We start from the raw sequence: 24,306 nt of genomic DNA, 5'->3' as shown, positions 1-24,306 counted from the left end.
AGGTCCTAAGGCCGTCAGCGAGGCTCTGTCGGCCAAAAACGTTTACTCGCAAAGGCCTTGCCCGAACCGGTCTTGAAATATCGCTCGAGTTGCCGTGCGTTGGCCTCGGTTTCAACCCCGATGTAGGCCTTCAAGATTGCAGCCAGATAAGCCTTAGTCGAAGTCACATAGCCTGATCGGTGCGAATCAAAACGGCGTCGAAGATCGTTGATCGATCCGACATAGACATCGCCGTTACGGAGTTGCAGAAAATAGACGTACCACATGGTCCCCCTACGCTACTTCGTAGCTTCGGGCGACACCCTACGCCCAAAATGCGGTTTCGGGTGGTCTGCCACCCGAAGCCCGCAGGGCGTAGGGTGGCGGAGAGGATGGGATTCGAACCCACGAGAAGCTTTTGACCTCTACTCCCTTAGCAGGGGAGCGCCTTCGACCACTCGGCCACCTCTCCGTTGCGCCGGTGGATAAAGAAAAGCGCCGGCACAATCAACAAGCTGGCGCTATTATCCTTGAAAAATCGACCCTTCGCCAAAGCGCCGCCCGGCGATGTGGCGATTCTGCGGCAATTCCCTGGTTCGCGACTCGGGCCATGGTCACATTTCAGGCCGACCATCGCCGGAATCCGCCGTTTGCTACGGCTTGCGAAGGGCTGTTGGTTAACGGGAGCTTTCGGAGTGAGGCCAAATCGTGTCATTTGTGCAACAACGCTGGGGTATAGCGCCAACACAAACCTTTTGCCGGTACGATCGTGGTTGAACGCCGCCGTCTCATGGGTAATGTCGGGTTTGAAGGAGCGGCGCGGTGCGCATCTTTTTCGGTAGTGGGGATGGGGCAGGGAACGCTGTCCTTCAGCAAAGAATACCCAGACCCGTTTTTTAACTTTTGACTGGAGGTCAGAAAATGAACATCAAGAGCCTTCTTCTCGGCTCCGCTGCGGCACTGATCGCAGTTTCCGGTGCGCGCGCCGCCGACGCCGTCGTCGTCGCCGAGCCGGAACCCGCTGAATACGTCAAGATTTGCGACGTCTACGGCGCTGGCTATTTCTACATCCCCGGCACCGAAACCTGCCTGCGCATCGGCGGCTACGTCCGCTATGACATCGGCATCGGCGACGTCGGCTCATTCGACGGTGCAAAGACCACCGATCAGCAGGACGGCGACTCGCAGGATACCTACTACAAGCACGCCCGCTTCACGCTGAAGACCTGGACCGGCCAGGAAACCGAGCTCGGCACCTTGAAGACCTACACCGAGACGCGCTTCAACTGGGGTAACCACAACGATTACCTTGATGACAACTTCAATGGCGGTACGAGCGTTTCGCTGAACTTTGCCTGGGTCCAGCTCGGTGGTCTGCGCGTCGGCAAGGACGAATCGGCCTTCGATACCTTCATCGGCTACGCCGGCAATGTCATCCAGGATACGCTGGTCCCCTATGGCGGCTTCGACACCAATGTCGTCCAGTACTACTTCGATGCCGGCAACGGCTTCTCGGCCGTGGCTTCGTTGGAAACCGGTTCGGGCAGTGCCGCTGCGGATCCTGGCATTTTCCAAGACAGCAACAGCGGCAATGATTCCATCGACAGCTATGTCCCGTATGTCGTCGGCGGTATCAAATACACACAGGGCTGGGGCTCGATCACCGGTGTCGCCGCCTATGACAGCACCTGGGAAGAGTGGGCCGGCAAGGTTCGCGTCGACGTTACGCCGATACAGAACCTGACGCTGTTCATCATGGCCGGCTACGGCTCTGACGACAACATCGACCGCAACTTCTACAAGCAATGGGGCGGCAACTGGGCAGTCTGGGGTGGTGGCACTTACACCATAAACGAGAAGACCTCGTTCAACCTCCAGGCGTCGGCTGACGATGACAAAAACTACGGCGTCGCCGCGAACATTGCCTACGATATCGTTCCCGGTCTCACGATCACTGCCGAAGTCGATTGGGCCCGCGACGGTCAGTTTGACAAAGCCTACGATCGCAACTGGACCAATGCCGACGACAAGGACAGCGTCGGCGGCATGCTCCGCTTCCAGCGCTCATTCTAACAGTCCGAGCTAGATTGAGATTGAACCCGGCGGGCAACCGCCGGGTTTTTCGTATCGGCGCGACGCAGCTGTCAACGCTCGATGCATAATGCAGGCTGCTGCTGAGCAGCCGATCGCAGGGCTGGTCGAATGCAATGCTCGCTCCGCACGCTTGTTCGTGCAAAAGAAAAACTTGGGTCGATCTGAAGAGCTGGCTTACCGGATCAATGTATCTCGACAGCAAGTCACGATCGACCTCGGCCGATCGGGCGCATCCTACTTGTTCAAATTTCAGCCAGATCGCCCAAGGCGTCAATCAGCGGCTGAATTGCGCTCTCATACTTTTTCCAGCGTTTGACGGATGAACTATAGATCGGCTGCCGGACCTGCCAGCGGCTGGGGGTATTGACCGATCCGCTCCTCTCGAAAAAGCGCAGGCAGGCATCGTCCCAAGGCAAGCCGAGATGATCGATGAGACGGCGCGATTGCGTCTCCTGATCCGCAACCAGCGTCTCATAGCGGCTTTCGAAAATACGTCCGGGAAAGACCTTGTCCCAGTGCCGCATCAAGCGATCATATTCGCGGTAGTACAACCCGAGTGTCTCAAGGTCGGCGTTGTAGCCGTGGTCCTTGGTGAAATGCAAGACGAAGCAGGACACGCAATTGTCGATAGCATCGCGCCGGCAATGAATGATGCGCGCGTTGGGAAAGAGAATTCCAATCACGCCGACAAACTCGAAGTTGTGCGGCATCTTATCGACGATGCGGGGCGCGGCAGGCGCGTGCTGGCGCAGATAAGACAGGTATTCTTCGGCCAGCGCCCTCGACTGATCCCTCGTCATCGACATAATCGAACTGCGCAGGTCCTCATCCGACAGTATTCTAAAGCCCATCGAGTTCGCGATTCGCCGCAGCTTCGTAAGCTCCCCGGCGCCATGGACATCCGGATGGCTCGCGCAGATCTGCTCCGTCAGCGTCGTCCCCGACCGGGGCATGCCCAGCACAAACACAGGCACTTCAGACGGACTGCCGTGGCCAGCCTTGGCTTCCAATAGTGACGGGCTGAATATCTCGATCATGGAATCGACGCTTCGGCGGTAGTACTCCAGGTCGAAATTGTGACCAGCGGCCTTTTTCGCCCTCTTGAAGTGATCTATCGCCTCTTCATAGCGCTGAAGATCGTTCAGCACTTTGCCTGCCGCGTGGTGGAGCTGCGATGCAGCAACGGGTTCGAGCCTGGGATTGGAGAGTTCGCGCAGGATAGAGTCGAGCTCGGCAGGTTTTTCGATGAACTTTTGCGTGTCGACCAGGTAATTGTAGGCTGCCCCAACATCGACGCGACGTTCTATTGCCTGATCGAGATAGGCTCTGGCTTCGTCCATGCGGCCGAGGCTGGTGAGCGCACCAGCCAGACCAATCCGGACCATGGGATGGTCGCCGTTGATCTTTAGCGCCTTCTCGTAAAGGGGCAAAGCCATCTCGGCCTTGTCGAAGTTGACGTAGGCACGCGCTAGTCCGCAAAGCGCTTCCACCAGATCGGGTTTCAATTCGCAGGCGCGCTGCAGGTGCCTGATCGCAAGCAAGCTGTCGCCAAGCTTCAGACCGGCCTCTCCCAGGCTAAGGTGGAAATATGGATTCTGAGGCGTCTGGCTTACTGCCCGCGCAAAATATTTGAGAGCCAACTCGTCGTCGATACCGAGCCCCAACGTGCCGAGGATGTAGAGCGAAAGCGGGTGGTTGGGCGTGCGGGCGAGAACGCGATGGCATAATTCCTCCGCCTCCGGGAGCCGCTTGGCTTGCTGAAGTTCGAGCGCCTGTCGCAGCAGCATGTCGTCAGCTTGCGCGCGCGAGGGCGATTTCACTTTCGACGGCTGCACTTTCGGCGCCGAACGGGACTTTATGTGTTTGGACCAAGCGGGCGGCAGTCGGTTGCTCATCATGTCTCGCTAGCAAAATGGTCCGGGAGAATCCAGCCTGGCCTGAAGGGCTGGCCTATCCTGTCGGGCGCCCTCCTTGTTCAAAGTTCGGCTAGGTCGCCCAAGGCGTCAATCAGCGGCTGGATCTTGCTCTCATAATTTTTCCATTGCTTGATGGACGAGTTGTAGATGGGTTGCCGAACCTGCCAGCGACTGGCCGTGTTGACCGAACCGTCATTCTCGAAGAAGCGCAGGCAGGCATCGTCCCAGGGCAATCCAAGATGATCGATCAGACGGCGCGATTGTGCCTCCTGATCCGCAACCAGCGTCTCGTAGCGACTTTCGAAGATGCGTCCCGGAAAAACCTTGTCCCAATGTCGCATCAGGCGATCATATTCACGATAATACAGCCCGAGCGTCTGCAGGTCGGTGATGTAGCTGTGTCCCTTGGAGAAATTCAGGAAAAAGCATGAGAGGCAATTGTCGATGGCGTCGCGGCGACAGTGAATAATCCGCGCGTTGGGGAAAAGAAGGCCTATGAGACCGACCAGTTCGAAATTCTGGGGCATTTTGTCGACTATGCGAAGTGCGGTCGGCGCACGCTCACGAAGGTAGGACAGGTGCCCCTCGGTCAGCATCTTGGCTAGGTCGGGGGTGATCGGCACGATCGATTGGCCCAAGCCCTGTGCCGAAAGCCTCGTAAGGCCGACAGCATTTGCAGTTCGTCTTAGCTTGCTGAGTTCTCCTGCGCCGTGAACATCCGGGTGGCTCGCGCAAATCTGCTCGGTCAGGGTGGTCCCCGAGCGGGGCATGCCCAGTACAAACACGGGCACTTCCGATGGGCTTCCATAACCCGCCTTGGCAGCCAACATATCCGGGTTGAAGAACTCGATCGTGGAGTCGACCCAGCGGCGATAGGTTTCCAGATCGAACTTATAGCCGGCGACCTGTTTGGCTTTCTTGAAATGATCTATCGCGTCGTCGTAGCGCTTAAGGTCGTTCAGCACCTTGCCGGCAGCGTGATGAAGTGTCATCGCACTGTCCGGGTCAAGCTTTGGGTTGCCAAGCTCGCGCAAGATGGACTTAAGTTCCGCCGGCTCTTCAGTGAATTTGCGCGTGCGCACAAGCTCATTATAGGCGGCTGGCATGGCTATGCGACGTTCGATCGCCTCTTTCAGATAGATTTCGGCTTCGTCCATGCGGCCGAGACCGATGAGGGCACTGGCCAATCCCGCCCGAACGCGAGGATGATCGCGGTTGATCTTGAGCGCTCTCTCGTAAAGCGGCAGAGCCATGTCAGCCTTGTCGAATTCGACGTAAGCGCGTCCCAACGCGCAAAGCGCTTCCAGCAAATCCGGCTTCAGCTTCAATGCTTGCTGAATATGCGTGATTGCGGGCGAATATTCGCTGACCTTCAGATAGGTTTCACCCAGACTAAGGTGGTAATAGGGGTTTCGAGGCTCCTCGCCGACGGCTCGCGCCAAATATCGCAATGCAATTTCATCGTCGAGCCCGATGAATAGCGTGCCCATGATATACAATGCCAAGGGATGGTTGGGCGTGCGCTCCAGCACGCGACGGCACAGTTCCTTAGCCTCGGCCAACCGCTTGGCCTGCTGAAAGTCATATGCCTGTTTCAGCAGCATGTCGTCAGCCTGCGCCCGCGACAATGGTTTGGCTTTCGGCGGTTCCACTTTCGGCGCCGAGCGGGACTTTATATGTTTGGACCAGGCGGGCGGCAGTCGGTTGCTCATCATGTCTCGCTAGCAAAATGATCCGGGAGAATCCAGCCTGACGTGCCCGCCTGCCGCGGAACTTGCGCAGGCCAAGCTGGCAGGCTAGCAAGAAGGCCCCCTTTCGAACGAGCCCTATCATGCGCCTGCGCCCTCCCCTTACGCCGCTCATCGACGCGCTTCCCTCCACGGTACCGTTTGTCGGCCCGGAGGCGCAGGAGCGTGATCGCGGCCGCGCCTTTCGCGCCCGCATCGGCGCCAATGAGAGCAGCTTTGGCCCTTCGCCGCGCGTCGTTGCCCGCATGGCCGAGATTGCCGGCGACATGTGGATGTACTGCGACCCTGACAATCACGATTTGAAGGTAGCCGTGGCCCGGCATCTCGGTGTCGGCGCCGAAAACGTCGTCGTCGGCGAAGGCATAGACGGGCTGCTCAGCCTGGTTGCGCGCATGTATGTGGCGCCGGGCGATGCGGTGGTGACCTCGCTCGGCGCCTATCCGACCTTCAACTTTCATGTTGCCGGCGTCGGCGGCCGGCTGGTCGCAGTGCCCTACGAGAACGATCGGGAAAACCTCGACGGCCTGCTGGCGGCAGTGGCCAGGGAAAAGGCGCCACTGGTCTACCTGTCCAATCCGGACAATCCGATGGGCAGCTGGTGGGAAGCCGCCGAGCTCAGCCGCTTCATCGAAGCCTTGCCGGAAACCACAATGCTGGTGCTCGACGAAGCCTATGGCGAATTAGGGCCAGCCTCAGCGCTGCCGCCGATCGATGTGGCGCGGCCGAACGTCATTCATATGCGCACCTTCTCCAAGGCCTATGGGCTGGCCGGCATACGCTGCGGCTATGCGGTGGCCGAGGCCCAGGTGATTCGGGACTTCGAGAAGATCCGCAACCACTATGGCGTCAGCCGCATGGCGCAGATCGCCGGTGTCGAGGCGCTTGCCGATCAGGCCTGGCTGGATAGCGTGGTGGCGCGGGTCGCCGCCGGCCGCCGGCGTATCGCCGCAATAGCCGAAGCGAACGGGCTGAAGCCGCTGCCTTCGGCGACCAATTTCGTCACCATCGACTGCGGCCGCGACGGCGCTTTCGCACTGAAAGTGCTGCAGACGCTGTTATCACGCGACGTCTTCATCCGCAAGCCGATGGTGCCGGTTCTCGACCGCTGCATCCGGGTCAGTGTCGGCCTCGACCACGAGCTCGACATCTTTGCCGAGGAACTGCCTGGCGCACTGGCGGCAGCGCGGGGGAACTGAAGAGCGCAACGCCGGGATTCCAGTGCTGCCCGCTATTTCTCCCCGAGCAGGCGCATGACGCACTTCAAGGCGTCCGATAATTCGGCAGCCGCGTCATCGGCGAGGCCGGCCGTCAGCCGGGCGAGGTCGCGATCCGCCGCAGCCTGAAGCCTGGCGAGCTCAGCACTTCCGCGAGCGGTCAGCGACAGGATACGTCTGCGCCGATCGGCTGGGTCAGAGCGTGTCTCGGTCAGGCCAGCGGCGGCGAACCTCCTCAGGACGCGTGTGACATAGGCCGGATCGAGCCGGAGTTCGGCAGCGATTTCGGAGGCCGCCGGCCGGAGATCGAGGTGGAACGCCCGTGCAAGAAACCCTGCCTCACCGCCGCTATTGGCGACAGCGCGGGATCGGCCGCCCAATTCGAACAGCAGCCGCGCCTCGCCCAGCGTATAGGCGCTGTGCGTCAAGGTCAGGTCGAGCAGCCCGATCAGGCGCGTGTAGAAGCGATTGAAGCCACGTATCTCCGCGACAAGGGCATTCCGATCGGCCGGCATGTCGACCTCCTTCGGACGGACCGCTCCGTCAGGGCCATGATCGCCTATTATTTGACTTAGTCAATCATCGGTGGAGGCGCCACCCATCTCGCAGTGCGAAATCTGGCGGATAGCGACCGGAGAGAAACCTTCGATGCACGTTGCGCGGTTGAATTTGCGCGGCGATGCGCCAGACTCGACTCAAAGGATGGAGAGCGCGATGACCGATCGTACGGTGCAGGTACGCATATACGGCAAGGTGCAAGGCGTCAGCTACCGGGTTTGGGTGCGGCGCGAGGCGTCGGCGCTTGGCCTTGCCGGGTGGGTGCGCAACGAAGTTGACGGCTCGGTGACAGCCTTGATTGCAGGAACCGGGGCGGCGGTCTCGACGATGATCGAACGGTTTTGGCAAGGGCCGCCAGGGGCAGCGGTTTCAAAGGTCGATGTCGAAGAGATCGAGGCTCGCGACACGTCGGCCGATTTCAGGATTGTTGCCTAGCAAGGCATGGTCCTGCTCATTCGCTTCCATCGCACAAAATTCTCCAGGGTGCAGATAGAGCAAATCTGAAGCCATTGCCCTGCCCGGACATGCCTCGGTTCTTGAATTAATTGAACGTTTGTTTTATTGTCCGCGAAAAGGCGGCTTGTCATGGCGCGTACGACCGGTTCCGACGGAGAGAAGACCGAAGCTGCGGTCCGCGAGGCGGCGGTCAGCCTGATTGCGCGTCTTGGCTACGAGGCGATGTCGATGCGCCAACTGGCGGCCGAGGTCGGCGTCCAGGCAGCGGCGCTGTACCGCTACTTCCCGACCAAGCAGGACCTTCTGTTCATGCTGATGCGTGAGCATATGGAAGGCTTGATCGAGGCGTGGCGCGCAACACGCCCTGTCGGCGCCGATCCGGCAGCGCGGCTTGCCGCTTATGTCGAAAACCACATCGCTTTCCATATCGAACGCCGCCACTCCACCCATGTCTCGAACATGGAGCTGCGCAGCCTGTCGCATGAAAAACTCACGCAGATCCTGCGCATGCGCACGGCCTACGAGAAGGAGCTGCGCGCCATCCTGCGCGACGGCGTCGAAGGGGGGTTATTCAGCATCGAAGACACCGGGCTCACCGCCATGGCGCTGATCCAGATGATGACCGGCGTCATCGTCTGGTTCCGGCCGGGCGAACGGCTGTCGATCGCCGAAGTCACCGCTACATATCTAGCAATGACAATGCGCCTTGTTGGAGCAAAGAGCGATGGCGCGAGGACGAGCCACGGCGCCGTGCGTCCATTCGAGCGCGCAACGGACGCTGCAGCACTTTGATTTCGCGCATGATCCCGATTTTCGCGGTCGTGCGCCGGGAGGAACGGCATGTACACGCATACGCTCAACTTCGGGCTTGACGAAGACATCGAGGCGCTGCGCGACCTGGTGCGGCGCTTCGCCCAGGAAAAGATCGCACCGATCGCCGCCGAGATCGACCGCTCGAACGAATTCCCGGCACATCTGTGGGCGGAGCTCGGCGGGCTCGGCCTGCTCGGCATCACCGCCGATCCCGATTTCGCCGGCAGCGGCATGGGCTACCTCGCCCATGTCGTGGCGATGGAGGAGATTTCGCGCGCCTCGGCCTCGGTCGGCCTCTCCTACGGCGCCCATTCCAACCTCTGCGTCAACCAGATCAACCGCTGGGCGACGCAGGCGCAGAAGGAAAAATATCTGCCTTCGCTCTGCAGCGGCGAGAAGGTCGGCGCACTGGCGATGTCGGAATCGGGAGCCGGCTCCGATGTGGTGTCGCTGCGCCTGCGCGCCGAAAAGCGCAATGATCGCTATGTGCTCAATGGCACCAAAATGTGGATCACCAACGGGCCGGATGCCGACACGCTGGTCGTCTACGCCAGGACCGATCCGGAACTCCATTCGCGCGGCATCACCGCTTTCATCGTCGAAAAGGCCTTTGCCGGTTTTTCCGTGGCGCAAAAGCTCGACAAGCTCGGCATGCGCGGCTCGAACACCGGCGAGCTGGTGTTCGAGAATGTCGAAGTGCCGTTCGACAATGTGCTGCACGAGGAAGGGCGCGGCGTCGAGGTGCTGATGTCGGGCCTCGACTACGAACGCGCCGTGCTGGCCGGCGGCCCGATCGGGCTGATGGCTGCGTGCCTCGACGTGGCGATCCCTTACGTGCACGAACGCAGGCAGTTCGGCCAGCCGATCGGCGAGTTCCAGCTGGTGCAAGGCAAGCTAGCCGACATGTATGCGACGATGAACGCGGCGCGCGCCTACGTCTATGCCGTGGCCGCCGCTTGCGATCGCGGTGAGACGGCCCGCAAGGATGCTGCCGGCTGTATTCTCTTCGCCGCCGAAAAGGCAACGCTGATGGCGCTCGACGCCATCCAACTTTTGGGCGGCAACGGCTACATCAACGACTACCCGACCGGCCGGCTTTTGCGCGACGCCAAGCTCTACGAGATCGGCGCCGGCACCAGCGAAATCCGTCGCTGGCTGATCGGGCGGGAAATCATGGTGGAGGGCGCCTGATGGCGTCTTTTTGAGATTTTGCCAGAAGCCGCACGATGTGGCATACTTCGGAATATGTGCCACAACACAGGCGAGACGGACCATGGCTGGCAAAACGGGAAAGTCCGGATTTGACGAAGATCCGCAAGCACGGTTCGATGCCGGCGCTCGCCAACCACAGCTTCGTGCTCCGGCGAAACGCGAGCGTGTCAAGCTTGGCGAGGGCGGGCGCTTCGTCATTCCTGCCGCGATGCGCGAGGAGATGGGCGTGAAGCCTGGCGAGGACATGATCCTTCATGTCGAAAACGGCGAGCTGCGGGTAAGATCGTGGCTGCAGAATCTGCGACGCGTCCAGGCCGAATTGTCGACGCTGAAACAGCCCGGTGAAAGCGTCGTCGACGAATTTCTGAAGGAGCGGCGGGAAGAGCAGCGTCGAAGCGACAAGCGTCTGGACCGGCTTCACGCCGAAGGGACGACAGGAAAGCGGGCGAAATGAAGCCCTACGTCATGGACAGTTCGGCGGCGCTCGCAATCCTGCTCAACGAGCAAGGCACCGATAATGCTTTGGGGTTCGCGCCGGATGCACAATGCAGTTCGGTCAATGCGGCCGAAATCATCGCCAAGCTGATCGACAAGGGACGCAGCATGGAACAGGCCGCGGACGACCTCGCCAGTCTCGGCATGCCGATCGCCGTTTTCGACGACGCGATGGGCATCGCCGCTGGGCAGCTTCGCCAATTGACGCGGCATCGCGGCTTGTCGCTGGGCGATCGGGCTTGCCTGGCGCTGGCAATTCGCGAGAATGCCATTGCCGTCACCGCTGATCGCGATTGGGGCGACCTCGATGTCGGCTGCAAGATCGAGCTGATCCGGTAGCGCCATGGCCCCCCTCACCTCTCAGATGTCGTCCGCCTCCGATGCCTTCCGCGGCAATGCCGAGCGCATGCGGGCGCTAGTCGCCGATATTGCTGAAAAAGCCGCCGCCATCGAGCGCGGTGGCTCGGAAGAGGCGCGTGAGCGGCACGTCTCCCGCGGCAAGCTCCTGCCGCGGCAACGCCTAGCCCAATTGCTCGATACAGGCTCGCCCTTCCTCGAAATCGGCCAGTTCGCGGCATGGTCGATGTATGGCGAGGACATCCCTTCGGCCGGCCTCATCGCCGGCATCGGCCGCGTCGAAGGCACCGAAGTGATGGTCGTCGTCAATGACGCCACGGTGAAGGGCGGCACCTATTATCCACTGACGGTGAAGAAGCATCTGCGTGCACAGGAGATCGCATTGCAGAACAATCTGCCTTGCGTCTATCTGGTCGACAGCGGCGGCGCCAATCTGCCCAACCAGGACGAGGTGTTTCCCGACCGCGATCATTTCGGCCGCATCTTCTACAACCAGGCCAACATGTCGGCCGCCGGCATTCCGCAGATCGCCTGCGTCATGGGTTCGTGCACGGCCGGCGGCGCCTATGTGCCTGCGATGTCGGACGAGACAATCATGGTGCGCAACCAGGCGACCATCTTTCTCGGCGGGCCGCCGCTGGTGAAGGCGGCCACCGGCGAGGACGTCACCGCCGAGGACCTCGGTGGCGCCGACGTGCACACAAGGCTTTCCGGCGTTGCCGACCACTATGCGCTCGACGACGAGCATGCGCTGGCCATATGCCGGCGTATCGTCAAAAACCTGAATCGGAACAAGACTGTAAGCCTTGCCTTACAGAAATCGATTCCGCCGCTTCACGATCCACATGAACTCTACGGCATCGTGCCGACGGATCTGCGCCAGCCCTACGACGTGCGCGAGGTAATCGCCCGCACCGTCGACGGTTCCGAGTTCGATGAGTTCAAGCAGAATTATGGCACCACGCTGGTCACCGGTTTCGCCCATCTCAGCGGCATGCCGGTCGGCATCGTCGCCAACAATGGCGTGCTGTTTTCGGAAAGCGCGCTGAAGGGCGCGCACTTCATCGAGCTGTGCTGCCAGCGCAAGATCCCGCTGATTTTCCTGCAGAACATCACCGGCTTCATGGTCGGGCGAAAATACGAGGCCGGCGGCATCGCCAAGGACGGCGCCAAGCTGGTCATGGCGGTCGCAACGGCCAAGGTGCCGAAGGTGACCGTGATCATCGGCGGCTCGTTCGGTGCCGGCAATTACGGCATGTGCGGACGCGCCTATTCGCCACGCTTCCTGTGGATGTGGCCGAATGCCCGCATTTCGGTGATGGGCGGCGAGCAGGCGGCAACGGTGCTGGCCGTGGTCAAGCGCGAAGGCATCGAGCGCAAGGGCGGGGAATGGAGCGCTGAGGAGGAAGCGAAATTCAAGAAGCCGATTCTGATGAAGTACGAGCACGAGGGACACCCGCTCTATTCGTCGGCAAGGCTCTGGGACGACGGCATCATCGACCCGGCCAAGACCCGCGAGGTGCTGGCGCTCAGCCTTTCGGCCGCGCTCAACGCCGAGGTCGAGGAGACAAAATTCGGCGTGTTCAGGATGTGAGATGAGCGATACCGGCCAGAGGATTCGCATTCAAACCGGCGACATCACGAAGCTGGCGGTCGATGCCATCGTCAACGCCGCCAATACCTCTCTTCTCGGAGGCGGCGGCGTCGACGGCGCTATCCACCGCGCGGCCGGCCCCGAGCTTGTGGCAGAATGCCGGACCTTGCATGGCTGCAAGGTCGGAGACGCAAAAATCACCAAGGGCTACAGGCTGCCCGCGCGCTACGTCATTCATACGGTCGGGCCGGTCTGGCAAGGTGGCAGCAAAGGAGAAGCCGAACTGCTCGCCTCCTGCTATCGCCGGTCGCTCGAAATCGCCGCCGCAAAGGACTGCCGGACGGTGGCGTTTCCTGCGATCTCGACCGGGGCCTACCGCTATCCGAAGGATCAGGCGACGCAAATTGCTGTCGGGACCGTGAGCGCCTTCATCGGCCAGAACATCGTTCCGGAAACCGTCATTTTCTGCTGCTTCGACGAGCCGACGGCCGAATTGTATCAGCGGGTCGTCGCTGCACTCGGCAGGGTGTGACCCTGCGCGGGAGACAACCCACCACATCTCCAGACTATTTTTTGCTTCTCGATCTGGCCAGACGAAAGAATCACGGCTATTGATCATCGCAAATACCAATGGGGATTGGGCGAAGATGAGGCGGCGGGTTTTTCAGAGAACAACTGTGCATTTACTTGCAGGGTTGCTTATATTAGTGACCCCTGGCATCGGCGCAGCGGAGTCGCTGGCGGGAAGCAAGGGCGAGACCCGTTTCTATCCCTATTTGCCGCAGAGCCCGAAGGATCCGTGTACCAGGGCCCACAAGGCCTATGTAGCGGCCGGCGGCCATTCAGCCTATGCAACCACTCCGTATTCCCGGGTGCGTTTTCTGTACATCATCTGCGGCTCGCGCTTGAATGCACCGTCACAGCAAGCTGCCGAAGAATTGGCGTTGAAATCCTGTCAGGCCGCCCGCAACAGTTACAGAGTTACAACAGGCGGCGGCTGCGAAATCGCTGCCTCCAAGTAGGCGAATATATTTCAGTGTTTGGGGTTCAAATGGGTTTGGCAATGAAATCTTTATCAATCAAGCGAGCAACCATGTCGGTACTTGCACTGCTTGTGGCCTCTGCACCGAATGTCGGCGCCGCCGAATCGCTGGCGGGAAGCAAGGGCGACAGCCGCTTTCCGGTCTATTTTGCACCGGGTACAATCGGAGGCTGCGGCAAGAATTACAAGGACTATGTGGCGGCTGGCGGTCACTCGGCCTATGCGATGACGCCATTCAACTGGGCAACCGAATTCACTATTTGCGGTGCTTATCTGAATGCAACATCCCAGAAGGCTGCGGAGGCGCTGGCGTTGAAATCCTGCCAGTCCGCGCGCAGCAAGTACAAGGTCACGACTGCAGGGGCCTGCGCCATAGCTGCCTCCAAATAGACCGACACTCGTCGGCCTTCGACGTATTCAATGGGTGGGAAAAATGAAATCTATAGGCGTCAAACAAGCAGTCTTCTCGCTAATAACCGGGTTGCTTCTAATCTCGAGCCCCAATGTCGGCGCGGCGGAATCGCTGGCTGGAAGCAAGGGCGACGTCCGCTTCTACCCGTATTTTCCGGCGACCGCGGATCGGCCATGCACCAAGGCATATAAGGCCTATGTGGCGGCCAGCGGCCATTCAGCTTATGCGACCACTCCGTATTCCCGGGTGCGTTCGTTGTACATCCTGTGCGGCTCGCGCTTGAATGCGCCCTCGCAAAAGGCTGCCGAGGATATGGCGATGAAATCCTGCCAGGTCACCCGCGACCGTTACAGGGTCACGACCGGGGGAGCTTGCGAAATCGCGGCCTCAAAGTAGGCAGGCCTCGCTTGCCTACCCTTTGACCGCCAGACTACAAAGCAGGGCATTGCCGCAGTTCGCGTGACGAGAATTCGCGCCGTTGGCGGCAGCTCTGCCTGTGGAGGCCCGATGTTCGCCAAGATCCTGATCGCCAACCGTGGCGAGATCGCCTGCCGGGTGATCCGCACGGCACGCAGGATGGGTGTGCGCAGCGTCGCCGTCTATTCCGACGCCGACAATCGCGCCTTGCATGTCGAAATGGCCGACGAAGCGGTGCATATCGGCGCCTCTCCCGCCAACGAAAGCTATCTGCGCGGCGACAAGATCATCGCGGCGGCCTTGGCCACAGGTGCCGAGGCCATCCATCCGGGCTACGGCTTTCTTTCGGAAAACCCTGATTTCGTCGACCAGGTGGTCGCGGCGGGGCTGATCTTCATTGGCCCGTCGGCGGCCTCGATCCGCGCCATGGGACTGAAGGACGCGGCCAAGCGGCTGATGGAAAAGGCCGGCGTGCCTGTCGTTCCGGGCTACCATGGCGAAGCGCAGGAGATCGTGTTGCTCGCCTCCAAGGCGCGCGAGATAGGCTACCCCGTACTGATCAAGGCGCGCGCCGGCGGCGGCGGCAAAGGCATGCGGCGCGTCGAGCATCCCGATGATTTTTCGGAAGCACTGTCGGGCGCGCGGCGCGAGGCGAAAGCCGCGTTCGGTGACGACCGCGTCTTGGTGGAAAAATATGTCGACAAGCCTCGCCACATCGAAGTGCAGGTGTTTGGTGACAATTTCGGCAACGCCGTGCATCTTCACGAACGCGACTGCTCGGCACAGCGCCGCCACCAGAAGGTGATCGAGGAGGCGCCTGCCCCGGGCATGACGCCGGCACTGCGCAAGGCGATGACCGACGCGGCGGTGAAAGCCGCCAAGGCAATCCACTATTCCGGCGCCGGCACGATCGAGTTCATTGTCGATGCCTCGCAAGGGCTGAAGGCCGACCGTTTCTGGTTCATGGAAATGAACACCCGCCTGCAGGTCGAGCACCCCGTCACCGAAATGGTCACCGGCATCGACCTGGTCGAGTGGCAGTTGCGGGTAGCCTCCGGCGAAAAACTGCCGAAGACGCAGAGCGAGATCGCGCTCTCCGGCCACGCCTTCGAGGCGCGCATCTATGCCGAGGACGCGGCAAGAGGGTTTTTGCCGGCGACCGGCACCTTGCACCATCTGAAATTTCCGCAGCCGGCACCGGAGGGTGCGACCATGCGCGTCGAAACCGGTGTGCGCGCTGGCGATGCGATTTCGCCGTTTTACGATCCGATGATCGCCAAGCTGGTCATCCACGGCAAGGACAGACGGGCGGCCCTCACGGGACTTGGCGCAGCGCTGTCGCAGACCGAAATCGCCGGGTCGACGGTCAACACTGCCTTTCTTGCCGCGCTGGCCGCTGATGCAGATTTTGCGGCGGGCGATGTCGATACCGGCCTGATCGCCAGGCATCTGCAGGCGTTGACGGCGGTTCCGCCGCCGAGCGGTGAGACGATTGCCGCCGCGGCACTTGCCGCGTCCGGTGCGGGCGACTTGCCGTCCTCGGACGATCCCTGGTCGTCACTGGCCGGCTATGCGCATTTCCACACTGTAGCGCGGCGCACTCTGCTGAAGTTTGGCGAGCAGGAGATCGGCGCGCGCGTGTCGGTGCGGCCGGACGGGCGGTTCGAGGTGGCGCTGGATGCGCCCTATGACAGCGCCAATTCGCGTGATCTCCGCGCCGCGCCTCGCCTCGCCCGCTGGCCGGGCCACGTCACGGTCTTCGACGGTGCAATCGGCTACGGTTTTGCCGTGCCGGATCCGCTGGCGCGAACCGACGAAGCCGCCGCCGCTTCCGGCAGCCTGCGCGCTCCAATGCCCGGCCTGGTCAAATTGGTGCGTGCAGCCAGAGGCGAGTCCGTGATCAAGGGCCAGCCGCTGCTGATCCTGGAGGCGATGAAGATGGAGCACACCATTGCCGCGCCCCATGACGGGGTTATCGCCGAGATTGCTGCCGAAGGCGCGCAGGTAACCGACGGCACCGTGCTGGTTCGCTTTGCCGAAGAACCTCAGTTGACTGCTGTTTCCCTATCCACGAAGTGATCTCGAACGCGTGACAAAGGCGTCGCCAAAAACAACATGGCCGGGTTTGACCCCGGCCATGTTCAATTACAGCAGCGCGTCTTGCGGCGCCGCGGCCATCACGGCTGGATCGGCGCGTATTTGCCGTCGTGCCACTGGTTGATGTCGTAGCTGGCGTTTTTGAGGTCGCCCTTCTCGTCGAAGGTGACTGACCCGACAACCGTGCTGATCGGCTGGCCGTTCTTCAACGCTTCGGCGACTTTTGCCGGATCGTCGCTGCCGGCGCGTTTGATGCCTTCGGCGAAGGCCTGGATCACCGCATAGGAAAACAGCGTGAAGCCCTCCGGCACGAAGCCGCCGGCCTTGATCTTGGCGATGGCTTCCTTGGCTTCGGGCTTCGCCTGCGGATCCGACGGGAAGACGAACATGGTGCCTTCGCCGGCCGGACCGGCAACCTGCCAGAATTCCGGCGAAGCGATCGAGTCCGGCATGATCAACTGGAACTTGAGGTTCTGCTCCGCCGACTGGCGCAGGATCAGGCCGGCTTCGGGGTGATAGCCGCCGAAATAGACGACGTCGGCTTTCAGCTCCTTGAGCTTGGTAACAAGAGCGGAATAGTCCTTCTCGCCGGCGTTGATGCCCTCGTAGAGGATCTCTTTGAGACCGTTCTGGTTCATCGTTGCCTTGACGGCATCGGCCACGCCCTGCCCATAGGCGCTCTTGTCGTGCATGATGACGACGTTCTTGCCGGCATATTTCTTGGCGATCCATGGACCGATGAAAGCGCCCTGCGCATCGTCGCGCGTATAGAGGCGCATGATCGTCGGCCAGCCGGCCTTCGCCGCTGCGTCGGTTAGTACCGGGTTCGAGGAAGCCGGACTCATCATCAGCGCACCGGCTTCGGCGTAGACGGCGGAGGCCGGGATGCTGGAGCCCGAGCAGGCGTGGCCATCGATGAACTTGACACCATTGGCGATGATGCGGTTGGCGACCGAAACCGCCTGCTTCGGATCGCACTGGTCGTCCTCGATGTCGAGCTTGATCTGGCGGCCGTCGACGCCGCCCGCCGCGTTGATCGCGTCGGCGGCGGCTTGCGCGCCCTGCTTGAACTGATCGCCGATGGTGGCAAGCTGACCGGTCATCGGTCCGACCACCGAAAAGGTGATGTCGTCGGCGAAGGCGACCGGCGCGGTCATCATCAGGCCAAATATGGCGGCGCTCAAAATACTGAATTTCTTCATGGTGACACAACTCCTCCACTCTCGCGCGACCATCCCGGCCGCGCCTCTTCCAGAGTGGCGGGAGAATTTCATCCTTCACCGGGGCTGTCTAGACGCATCGTCGGCCCTCGATTGGGCCTGCAACACGCAGTCCGAAAGACAAAGCCGCGCCAGCCTTGTTCCGGCCGGTCGCGGCTTTTGCCATGAGCTTCCCAACGCATCGGCGCCAGGACCCGCTCGCCTTCCCTGTCTATTGCACAGCTTGCCGCCGTGTTCTTGATCTTGTTGGCTCAGCCGTCTTGCGCGGCCTTGATTTTTCGGGCCCGGCCCTCTGCGCGGCCTTGACCCGAAGCGTCCCTGTTGTGAGGTCAGTACCCTTGTGAAGTCGATGCCGGCGAATTCAGTGCATCGTCATCCATTCGCGAGCTTCGCGCAGCGCCTTGGCGATCTCGACCTTCGACATGGCGGCAGACAATTCGGAGCGCAGTTCCGCGGCGCGGGCCGAACCCTTGATCGCGGCGATGTTGAACCATTTGTGGGCGGCGACGACATCGGTCTCGCAATCGCGGCCAGTCGCATACATCATGCCCAACTCGAAAAGAACATCGGCCTGGGCAGTTGCCCCCATGGCGCCGAAGCCGGCTTCAAGCATTTCAAAACGTGCCATTTCAAATCCCCTGTTCTGGCTCCCGAGAGCTGTCTCCGTCTGCCCCTCGGTGTCCTTGATTACCGTCGGGGGCGGCCGCTCTTTCGATGCTTTCGAGAATGCCCCGGAGGCTTGAATCCGTCGTTAAATGGCGTGCTTAATTTGAGGAAAACAAAGCTAAAACAAGAGGTAAACGCGAAAATTCGTTAAGGATACAAAGCCAGCAATCGCGCCGGTTTGCACAAGATTTGAAGAAAACTTGCGAGGCGCGGATCAAGACTCCGCTAACCACAGAAGACAAAGACGTGTGCGGCCCGTTTCATTTTTCGCCGGCGCGGCCGTTCGGGAGCGGGCAAAAACCCGCAACCCTTCCGTCGCGGCACCGCTTTTGTTTTTCCGGGAGCTGGACTAGCTTACGTTTGCGTAAGGGGCAGACACCCGGGACGGAGCCCGATTGGACTTACCTGAGGGAGGAAAGACATGTTTCGACAAGTGAGCCTGGCCCTCGCGGCCGCAATAATGATGACCGGCGCGGCATGGGCCGATCCGATCGAAGGCAATTGGAAAACGCAAGCCGGATCGACTGCCGCCATTTCGGGTGGCGGCGGGGCATTTTCGATTACGCTCAAATCCGGCAAATTTGCCGGCAAGAACATCGGTTCACTGAAGGTTGCCGGCGACAACAAATATGCCGGCACCATAACCGACCCGGAAACCGACAAGACCTATTCGGGCAAAGCATCGCTTTCCGGCAGTTCGCTCAAGATGAGCGGCTGCGTGCTCGGCGGGCTGATCTGCAAGAGCCAGACCTGGCATAGACTTTAATTCTGCATAGTGATATCGGACGGTCTCCAAGACACCAACGGAGACCGTCCAGCCATGCTACAGCCCAGAGAACTCAAGGGACTAAGCGCGATTTCCTATGCTCGCTGGTCATCCGGCAAGCAGGCACAGGGCGACAGTCTCGCAAGACAGACAAAGAATGCTGAGGCCTTCTGCTCCACCTTCGGGCTGACCCTCGACAAGCGGCTGGTCGACAATGGTGTCTCAGCCTTCAAGGGCGGCAACCTCGACGTTGCGGCGAGCCTTGGGCAGTTCATTGCCGATGTGAAGGATGGCACCATCCCAAGCAATGCGGTCCTCCTCTTGGAGAACCTAGACCGCTTCTCACGCATTCATCCCATGGATGCCCAACCAATCCTCGCGGAACTCCTCAAGACCGGCCTTACCTTGGTGACCCTACAGGACCAACGGGTCCACACGTATGAGGATTACCGCGCTAACTTCGCCAGCCTCATGATGTCCCTCATGTCCATGCAAGCCGCCTACGAATACAGCGCCAAGCTGTCTCACAGAGTAGGTGAAGCATGGTCCCGAAAGGCCCAGAAGGCACGGGCAGCTGTCGCAAGCGGCGGGACAAGGATCAAGGTTGCGAAGTTGCCATTCTGGATTGACCGCGACACCAACGAGTTGAATGAACGCGCCGCCGATGCGCGGCTGCTCTTTGAACTCGCTAAGGAAGGGCACGGCCAGCAGTCTATCACACAGATGCTGAACACTCGTGGCATCCCTTCTCCCTCAGGGAAAACTTGGGCTCAAGCTGTGGTCGGGGAAGTCCTTCGTTCTCCAGCCGCCTATGGGTGCCTTGTCCTCAAGGGCGAGGAAGTCCCCGGCTATTTCCCGGCGCTGATCAGCGAGACCGAATGGCTGGCTACCCGGCAGCGCACCAAGGCCCGCCGCCACAGCAGACAGGTGGGCCGCACATCGAACCTGTTTTCCCGCATGGTCCACTGCGGACACTGTGGCTCCCCGATGGTCCTCACGTCCTCCAAGAAGGGCGGTGCGGTGTGGGGCTATTTCATCTGTACGGGGAAGTCGTTCAAGCGCACGACATGCACCGCGCCCAACTGGCGCTATGACCAATTCGAGCGGGAGTTGATTGACCGCATCGGCTTCCTTGCCGTACCTGTACCGCAAGACCCGACGTCCCCTGATCTCTCAAGGGACCTTGAGGACACCATAGGTGCCCTTGAGGCCAAGCGCGAGAACGCCCTTGCGGGTGCCCTCGACGCTGAAACCGCCGAAACCCGCAAGGCTTTCTCGGGGAAGGCCGATGAACTCACCCGCCAGATCGAAGCCAAGCGTCGAGAGATCGTAGCTATCCGCGAGAACGATGCGCGGTATCGTGAGAGCGCGGCGGCTGTCTGGGACTTTGAAATGGACCAGGAGGAGATAAGGCGGCTTGCCAAGGATGACCGGAAGGGTGCCCAAGGGCTCCTCTCCAGTCTCGTGCAGCGCATCGACCTTGAGAGCGACAGCAAGACCCTCAGGCGGGCGCTTGTCACCATGAGAAGCGGGCACAGCCAAGCCCTTGTTTTCGACAGCACAGGGGAGCCGGGCTGATTACAGCGGAGGAGAATATTATTCCTAGAATACCCCCAAAAGCGGGGGTCACTTAGAATAAAATAATTAGTAGCCCATACTGGACATAGAACGAAAAATTTTCTTTTCCTCCGCTCGCTGCTCATGTCTGGTTTTCCCCTCATACAAGACATGCGAACGCCCTCGCTCGCGTCCCCACGTCTGTTCCCTTGTTCCCTGTTTTTCAGTCTAGGTGGGTCCTTCTGTGGCCCCAAGGGGCAGCCTCCATATCCTGTGCCAATGGCGCACCACACCCACAACATCTAGGATCAACCGTGACCTATACCGATGCAGCGGAACTTACCGCGTCTGCGGACATAGCCGCGACTATCGACGCCATGCGCGCCACTCCCGCCAAGCCCTCATTAGCTGCCACGTTCCCAACACATGGTCGCCACTGGGGCCGCACGTCTCCCCTGCCCCTTCGCATCACCCGCGCCGCGCGCCGTCTCGCCCACGTCGGCGGAATGTTGCCGGAAGGCTGCACTGCGAAGGATATGGAAAGGGTACGATGCAACCACCGCGTCCATGTTGAAGCGATCAAGGAAATCCTTGGGACCCTCTGGTCCTTCCGGCTCCTCGGGTGGCTCCCTTCGGACACCAACTATTTCGAGTATGACCGGATCACTGAGATTGTAGCCGCTGGCACTCAGCGCCCCAAGGACACCCAGGACCTAATGCCCGACTGGTTCATCCGCCGCCACTCGGTCGATGAACTCAGGTACTTCCGGGACGGCAAGCCCGTCTAGCCGCCTCGCAACCTGTGTGCGGTGCCCCGTCTCAATGCCGCTGGCCAGTCAGTTCGCTGTCATGCTCCACCCAACCCCACGGGCACCCGTCTAGGCCACCACCGCACACACAAAGGGAGCCTACTTGTAACCGACTCCCACTCGGGGACCGTCCGGTCCACGGGACGCCCTTGTATGCCCGTCTCGTCCCCCCGCACCTACACAACCCCTGTTGTGGCCACCACCGCACACAGGAAGAAAGCCGTTCCAATGTCCCCTCACACCACCACCATCGAACTCAACGGTTCCTATACCGCCCATCACCCGGCCTCGGGCAAACGCATCGACACATCCGACACCGCTTATGGTCGCCGTACCTACAAGGACCCGATCGGCCCTTTGTGCCGCAGCCTCAGGGACACCCTAGGCTACTCGCCCGAGACCCGTATCCACGTTGAACGGGCAGGAACCCCGGTCTTCAAGCGGGACCTTACCCTGGCCTACTGGGCAGACCATGATGTCGTGGACACTCAGGACCGCTCAGCGGTACGGATCAAGTTCCGCCCATTCGAAGGCCTGTCTAGTGGCGAGACCCTTGTTGAAAGACAAAAAATCGGTCGCGCTGCTTGAAGACGAGATTGGGCTCCCTATACGCGTACACGCGCGCGCCCCTTAAGTTATCTTTAGTTACCTAGAGACTCCTCAAGGTTCTCTCTTTAGGATTACTACCAAGGATTATCTCTTGAGGTACCCCTGAGTTCATCACCAGTTAACTCGGGTTGAACTTGAGTTCCCCATAAGCTCGGCTCGACGTTCGATTTTCGACCGCCTTCCTCTACCGCCTCCTGAATGAGGCTCTCCCACATCCAACCACATAGGAGGTCGCCATTTGCGATCTAGGTCTTACTCTCGGCATTGCTGCCGGGATCGCTGAGGCTGCTGGACAAGCATCCGCAGCTACCGCCAACACCAAGAGCATTCAAGCTCGCTACAAGATGAACCAAGCCAGCAATATGCATGACTTCGTCATCAAGACCGATGCCGCCAACAAGGCGGGATACGAAGCAACCCTTGAGGGTGACCGCGCCAAGTCAGCCGCAGTCGCTTCGGGCGCTGGCATGAACGGCAGCACTGCTGGCCTCAGGCTGGCCGAACAGAGCCGACAGACCGCCTTGTCTATCTCCAACGCCAAGGACCAGCGGCAGGGCGCTCAAGCCAACTACGTCATGCAGGGCAAAGCCAACCAGCTTGAGTTCAACAAGCAACGCATGAACCCGATGACCACGTTCCTGGACGTCGCCACGTCCGGCCTCAAGAACTACAGCGCGTTTCAATAAACCCCAGAGGTAACCCATGGCATCCCCTGTCACTCGGGGTCTACCGCGCGACTGGCGTGTTGGACCCCAAGCTCCCATAAGCGGCCAGCAGTTGCGTTGTCGCCAGATCACCAACGAAACCAAACCTTGCGATTGTCCCGGTTGCGACCGCAAACGCTCCGGGGTCTCCCGTTACTGCGGACCTCACCGGGACGCCACGAGTTCTCGGGGGGACCCCTTGGCCCGCCTTCCATCCCGCAACGAACTGGCCATCTTCAAGAAGGCCATCGACCTCTACATGCGAACAGACCCCAAGTTTGCCGCGCGTGTCGGGGTGGACTTGAGGGGGTTGGAGAACCGCATGGTTCTTCCTCCGTCCTTCTGTCTCAGTGTCACCGACCTTCACCCAAAGCTCCCCCAGATCGCCAAGGCCAAGGGGCTCCTCGCTAGCTGGCAGCACAAGGACAGCCGCACCTATACCGAAGCGGTCACTCACGCCCTGGCGCTCATTGGATGGATGCATGTCTACTTCCATTCTGGTGAGGCTGGGGGTCTCTGGGCGAACCGCGCCCGGTTCCTTGAGACCCGCGCGGGTGCCCTCTTGGGGGACTTCCGCAAGACCATCGGCACCACTTCGCTGGTCAAGAAGGCCTCAGGGGCAACCCATCGTCACCTTGGCCGCGACTTCGTCCGCCATGCCCAACAGATACACGGCAAGGACTTCTGGTCCTCCACCGTCTCCACCAACGACGGTCAGTCTCTGACCCTCCTCGCCTACACCCGCATGGCCCTGAGGGCCGCGAACCTCCTTTAGGAAATCACAATATGTCCAACTACTACGACCACACCGCAGCCGAAACGATGCGCATGCCCAACCCTATGGACGACAGGTCCGGTTGGTCCCCCACGAGTAATCCCAACTACGCCAGCGGCTCCGCTGCCGGTCCTGCCCCCGATGGCAAGGTGTTTGTTGCTGGTCTCAACACGTATGTCGATGCTGACATTGCCGAACAGCTTGGCTTGACTGGCCCCCAGGGCACCCCCAGCGCCACCGCGCCCGACTACCAGACCAATGAGGCTGCGCTTGACCATCGGGCAATCCCGGCTGGCGACGATCCGCTTAAACACATCGACGTTGACGAAATGTCCGACGAAGAACTCGAGGCTCTCCAGCTGAAGTTGGAGGTCGACGGCAATGACCCTGCACTCGCCCTGTCCGAAACCCTAAACGACATTGCCGAGTGCTTCACGGATGAGGCCTTCGTGGACGGGGTGGAAACAATGGTCGAAACGGGAGACTTTAACGACACCATCGCCCGTCTCTCTCAGGCCACCGGCTTGGACGAGGTGACAGCCACCAACCTGCTCGAAACGACAGTGATGGAAGCGACCCCCATTGCATCCGAACAGATCGGTGGAGAACGCTGGAACTCGCTAGTTTATGCGGCATCGCGCACCAACGACAGCTTGGCCCGTCGCATCGTCTCAGATGTGGTAACCGGTCGGCTGGACCCTGCCCGATTGGCAAACGCCTATTCCCTCTGGTGGCAGTCCCTGCCGGGTGTCGATGGCTGACCCATGCTGAACCTCGCTATCACCATCTACCTCGC

General features: G+C 60.6%; 26 protein-coding genes and 1 tRNA gene. 20 read left to right on the top strand and 7 right to left on the bottom strand.

All coding sequences use genetic code 11. The features are described from left to right. Positions 1-14 precede the first annotated feature (14 nt). Positions 15-266: a GIY-YIG nuclease family protein gene (locus NKI54_RS14215; protein ID WP_352622533.1), complete on the bottom strand. Its 252-nt coding sequence runs from the start codon at positions 264-266 to the stop codon at positions 15-17. Positions 267-360: 94 nt separating this feature from the next. Continuing rightward, a tRNA-Ser gene (locus tag NKI54_RS14210) sits at positions 361-451 on the bottom strand. Between the two features lie 449 nt (positions 452-900). Here NKI54_RS14210 and NKI54_RS14205 point away from each other — a divergent pair. Then, entirely contained in the window at positions 901-2,052 is a 1,152-nt protein-coding gene (locus tag NKI54_RS14205; RefSeq protein WP_352471037.1) for a porin, read from the top strand. 263 nt (positions 2,053-2,315) lie between these two features. Here NKI54_RS14205 and NKI54_RS14200 read toward each other — a convergent pair whose 3' ends face one another. Together NKI54_RS14200 and NKI54_RS14195 are read right to left on the bottom strand one after the other, a co-directional pair. Continuing rightward, entirely contained in the window at positions 2,316-3,968 is a 1,653-nt protein-coding gene (locus NKI54_RS14200) for a tetratricopeptide repeat-containing sulfotransferase family protein (protein ID WP_352691782.1), read from the bottom strand. Between the two features lie 80 nt (positions 3,969-4,048). Then, the gene (locus tag NKI54_RS14195) at positions 4,049-5,701 is read right to left on the bottom strand and encodes a tetratricopeptide repeat-containing sulfotransferase family protein (protein WP_352622527.1); all 1,653 of its coding nucleotides are present in this window, start codon (positions 5,699-5,701) and stop codon (positions 4,049-4,051) included. A 119-nt stretch (positions 5,702-5,820) separates the two neighbouring features. Between NKI54_RS14195 and NKI54_RS14190 the strand changes: the two genes are divergently transcribed. Next, entirely contained in the window at positions 5,821-6,933 is a 1,113-nt protein-coding gene (locus NKI54_RS14190) for a pyridoxal phosphate-dependent aminotransferase (RefSeq protein WP_352691780.1), read from the top strand. A 32-nt stretch (positions 6,934-6,965) separates the two neighbouring features. On the opposite strand, the gene NKI54_RS14185 is transcribed toward NKI54_RS14190, so the two are convergent. Then, positions 6,966-7,466: a MarR family winged helix-turn-helix transcriptional regulator gene (locus NKI54_RS14185; protein WP_023677790.1), complete on the bottom strand. Its 501-nt coding sequence runs from the start codon at positions 7,464-7,466 to the stop codon at positions 6,966-6,968. 199 nt (positions 7,467-7,665) lie between these two features. Between NKI54_RS14185 and NKI54_RS14180 the strand changes: the two genes are divergently transcribed. The 11 genes from NKI54_RS14180 (at position 7,666) to NKI54_RS14130 (ending at position 16,386) form a co-directional block, all read left to right on the top strand. Next, positions 7,666-7,944 carry an acylphosphatase gene (locus tag NKI54_RS14180; protein ID WP_023677791.1) on the top strand — a complete coding sequence of 93 codons (279 nt, stop codon included), beginning with the start codon at positions 7,666-7,668 and terminating at the stop codon, positions 7,942-7,944. 150 nt (positions 7,945-8,094) lie between these two features. Next, a complete protein-coding gene (locus NKI54_RS14175) occupies positions 8,095-8,757 on the top strand; it encodes a TetR/AcrR family transcriptional regulator (protein ID WP_352591978.1) in 663 nt (220 codons plus the stop codon). A gap of 48 nt (positions 8,758-8,805) precedes the next feature. Beyond that, on the top strand, positions 8,806-9,969 hold the full coding sequence (locus tag NKI54_RS14170) for an isovaleryl-CoA dehydrogenase (protein WP_352636428.1): 1,164 nt from the start codon (positions 8,806-8,808) through the stop codon (positions 9,967-9,969). Between the two features lie 82 nt (positions 9,970-10,051). Then, the gene (locus tag NKI54_RS14165; RefSeq protein ID WP_352591975.1) at positions 10,052-10,444 is read left to right on the top strand and encodes an AbrB/MazE/SpoVT family DNA-binding domain-containing protein; all 393 of its coding nucleotides are present in this window, start codon (positions 10,052-10,054) and stop codon (positions 10,442-10,444) included. Beyond that, complete coding sequence (locus tag NKI54_RS14160) at positions 10,441-10,824, top strand: type II toxin-antitoxin system VapC family toxin (RefSeq protein ID WP_023677795.1); 384 nt, start codon at positions 10,441-10,443, stop codon at positions 10,822-10,824. The genes NKI54_RS14165 and NKI54_RS14160 overlap by 4 nt, the downstream gene beginning before the upstream one ends. 4 nt (positions 10,825-10,828) lie before the next feature. Then, the gene (locus NKI54_RS14155) at positions 10,829-12,436 is read left to right on the top strand and encodes a carboxyl transferase domain-containing protein (protein WP_352636427.1); all 1,608 of its coding nucleotides are present in this window, start codon (positions 10,829-10,831) and stop codon (positions 12,434-12,436) included. Between the two features lies 1 nt (position 12,437). Continuing rightward, on the top strand, positions 12,438-12,968 hold the full coding sequence (locus NKI54_RS14150; protein ID WP_352591969.1) for an O-acetyl-ADP-ribose deacetylase: 531 nt from the start codon (positions 12,438-12,440) through the stop codon (positions 12,966-12,968). A 115-nt stretch (positions 12,969-13,083) separates the two neighbouring features. Further along, the gene (locus NKI54_RS14145; RefSeq protein ID WP_352636440.1) at positions 13,084-13,458 is read left to right on the top strand and encodes a hypothetical protein; all 375 of its coding nucleotides are present in this window, start codon (positions 13,084-13,086) and stop codon (positions 13,456-13,458) included. Between the two features lie 29 nt (positions 13,459-13,487). Continuing rightward, on the top strand, positions 13,488-13,868 hold the full coding sequence (locus tag NKI54_RS14140; protein ID WP_245274740.1) for a hypothetical protein: 381 nt from the start codon (positions 13,488-13,490) through the stop codon (positions 13,866-13,868). Positions 13,869-13,911: 43 nt separating this feature from the next. Then, a complete protein-coding gene (locus NKI54_RS14135) occupies positions 13,912-14,286 on the top strand; it encodes a hypothetical protein (RefSeq protein WP_352591963.1) in 375 nt (124 codons plus the stop codon). A gap of 111 nt (positions 14,287-14,397) precedes the next feature. After that, entirely contained in the window at positions 14,398-16,386 is a 1,989-nt protein-coding gene (locus NKI54_RS14130) for an acetyl/propionyl/methylcrotonyl-CoA carboxylase subunit alpha (protein WP_352636426.1), read from the top strand. A 98-nt stretch (positions 16,387-16,484) separates the two neighbouring features. Here NKI54_RS14130 and NKI54_RS14125 read toward each other — a convergent pair whose 3' ends face one another. Together NKI54_RS14125 and NKI54_RS14120 are read right to left on the bottom strand one after the other, a co-directional pair. After that, positions 16,485-17,606 carry a branched-chain amino acid ABC transporter substrate-binding protein gene (locus tag NKI54_RS14125; RefSeq protein WP_023677800.1) on the bottom strand — a complete coding sequence of 374 codons (1,122 nt, stop codon included), beginning with the start codon at positions 17,604-17,606 and terminating at the stop codon, positions 16,485-16,487. A gap of 379 nt (positions 17,607-17,985) precedes the next feature. Next, the gene (locus tag NKI54_RS14120; RefSeq protein ID WP_352636424.1) at positions 17,986-18,252 is read right to left on the bottom strand and encodes a sel1 repeat family protein; all 267 of its coding nucleotides are present in this window, start codon (positions 18,250-18,252) and stop codon (positions 17,986-17,988) included. Between the two features lie 459 nt (positions 18,253-18,711). On the opposite strand from NKI54_RS14120, the gene NKI54_RS14115 reads away from it, so the two are divergent. The 7 genes from NKI54_RS14115 to NKI54_RS14085 all read left to right on the top strand — a co-directional run bounded on the left by NKI54_RS14115 (position 18,712) and on the right by NKI54_RS14085 (position 24,271). Then, the gene (locus tag NKI54_RS14115; RefSeq protein ID WP_352691776.1) at positions 18,712-19,056 is read left to right on the top strand and encodes a DUF2147 domain-containing protein; all 345 of its coding nucleotides are present in this window, start codon (positions 18,712-18,714) and stop codon (positions 19,054-19,056) included. A gap of 54 nt (positions 19,057-19,110) precedes the next feature. Continuing rightward, a complete protein-coding gene (locus NKI54_RS14110; RefSeq protein ID WP_352691774.1) occupies positions 19,111-20,634 on the top strand; it encodes a recombinase family protein in 1,524 nt (507 codons plus the stop codon). 293 nt (positions 20,635-20,927) lie between these two features. Then, positions 20,928-21,401 carry a hypothetical protein gene (locus NKI54_RS14105; RefSeq protein ID WP_352691772.1) on the top strand — a complete coding sequence of 158 codons (474 nt, stop codon included), beginning with the start codon at positions 20,928-20,930 and terminating at the stop codon, positions 21,399-21,401. Between the two features lie 249 nt (positions 21,402-21,650). Further along, positions 21,651-22,010 (top strand): hypothetical protein, encoded by a 360-nt coding sequence (locus tag NKI54_RS14100; protein WP_352691770.1) that lies wholly within the window; start codon positions 21,651-21,653, stop codon positions 22,008-22,010. Positions 22,011-22,375: 365 nt separating this feature from the next. Continuing rightward, positions 22,376-22,717: a hypothetical protein gene (locus NKI54_RS14095; RefSeq protein WP_352691768.1), complete on the top strand. Its 342-nt coding sequence runs from the start codon at positions 22,376-22,378 to the stop codon at positions 22,715-22,717. 217 nt (positions 22,718-22,934) lie between these two features. Continuing rightward, positions 22,935-23,510 carry a hypothetical protein gene (locus tag NKI54_RS14090; protein WP_352691766.1) on the top strand — a complete coding sequence of 192 codons (576 nt, stop codon included), beginning with the start codon at positions 22,935-22,937 and terminating at the stop codon, positions 23,508-23,510. An 11-nt stretch (positions 23,511-23,521) separates the two neighbouring features. Further along, positions 23,522-24,271 carry a hypothetical protein gene (locus NKI54_RS14085; protein ID WP_352691764.1) on the top strand — a complete coding sequence of 250 codons (750 nt, stop codon included), beginning with the start codon at positions 23,522-23,524 and terminating at the stop codon, positions 24,269-24,271. The last annotated feature ends 35 nt before the right edge of the window (positions 24,272-24,306 follow it).

This window comes from Mesorhizobium sp. M0663 (assembly GCF_040320585.1).
Taxonomy (GTDB): domain Bacteria; phylum Pseudomonadota; class Alphaproteobacteria; order Rhizobiales; family Rhizobiaceae; genus Mesorhizobium.
The sequence above is the reverse complement of the archived record's forward strand: the minus strand, read 5'-3'. Positions and strand labels throughout refer to the sequence as shown.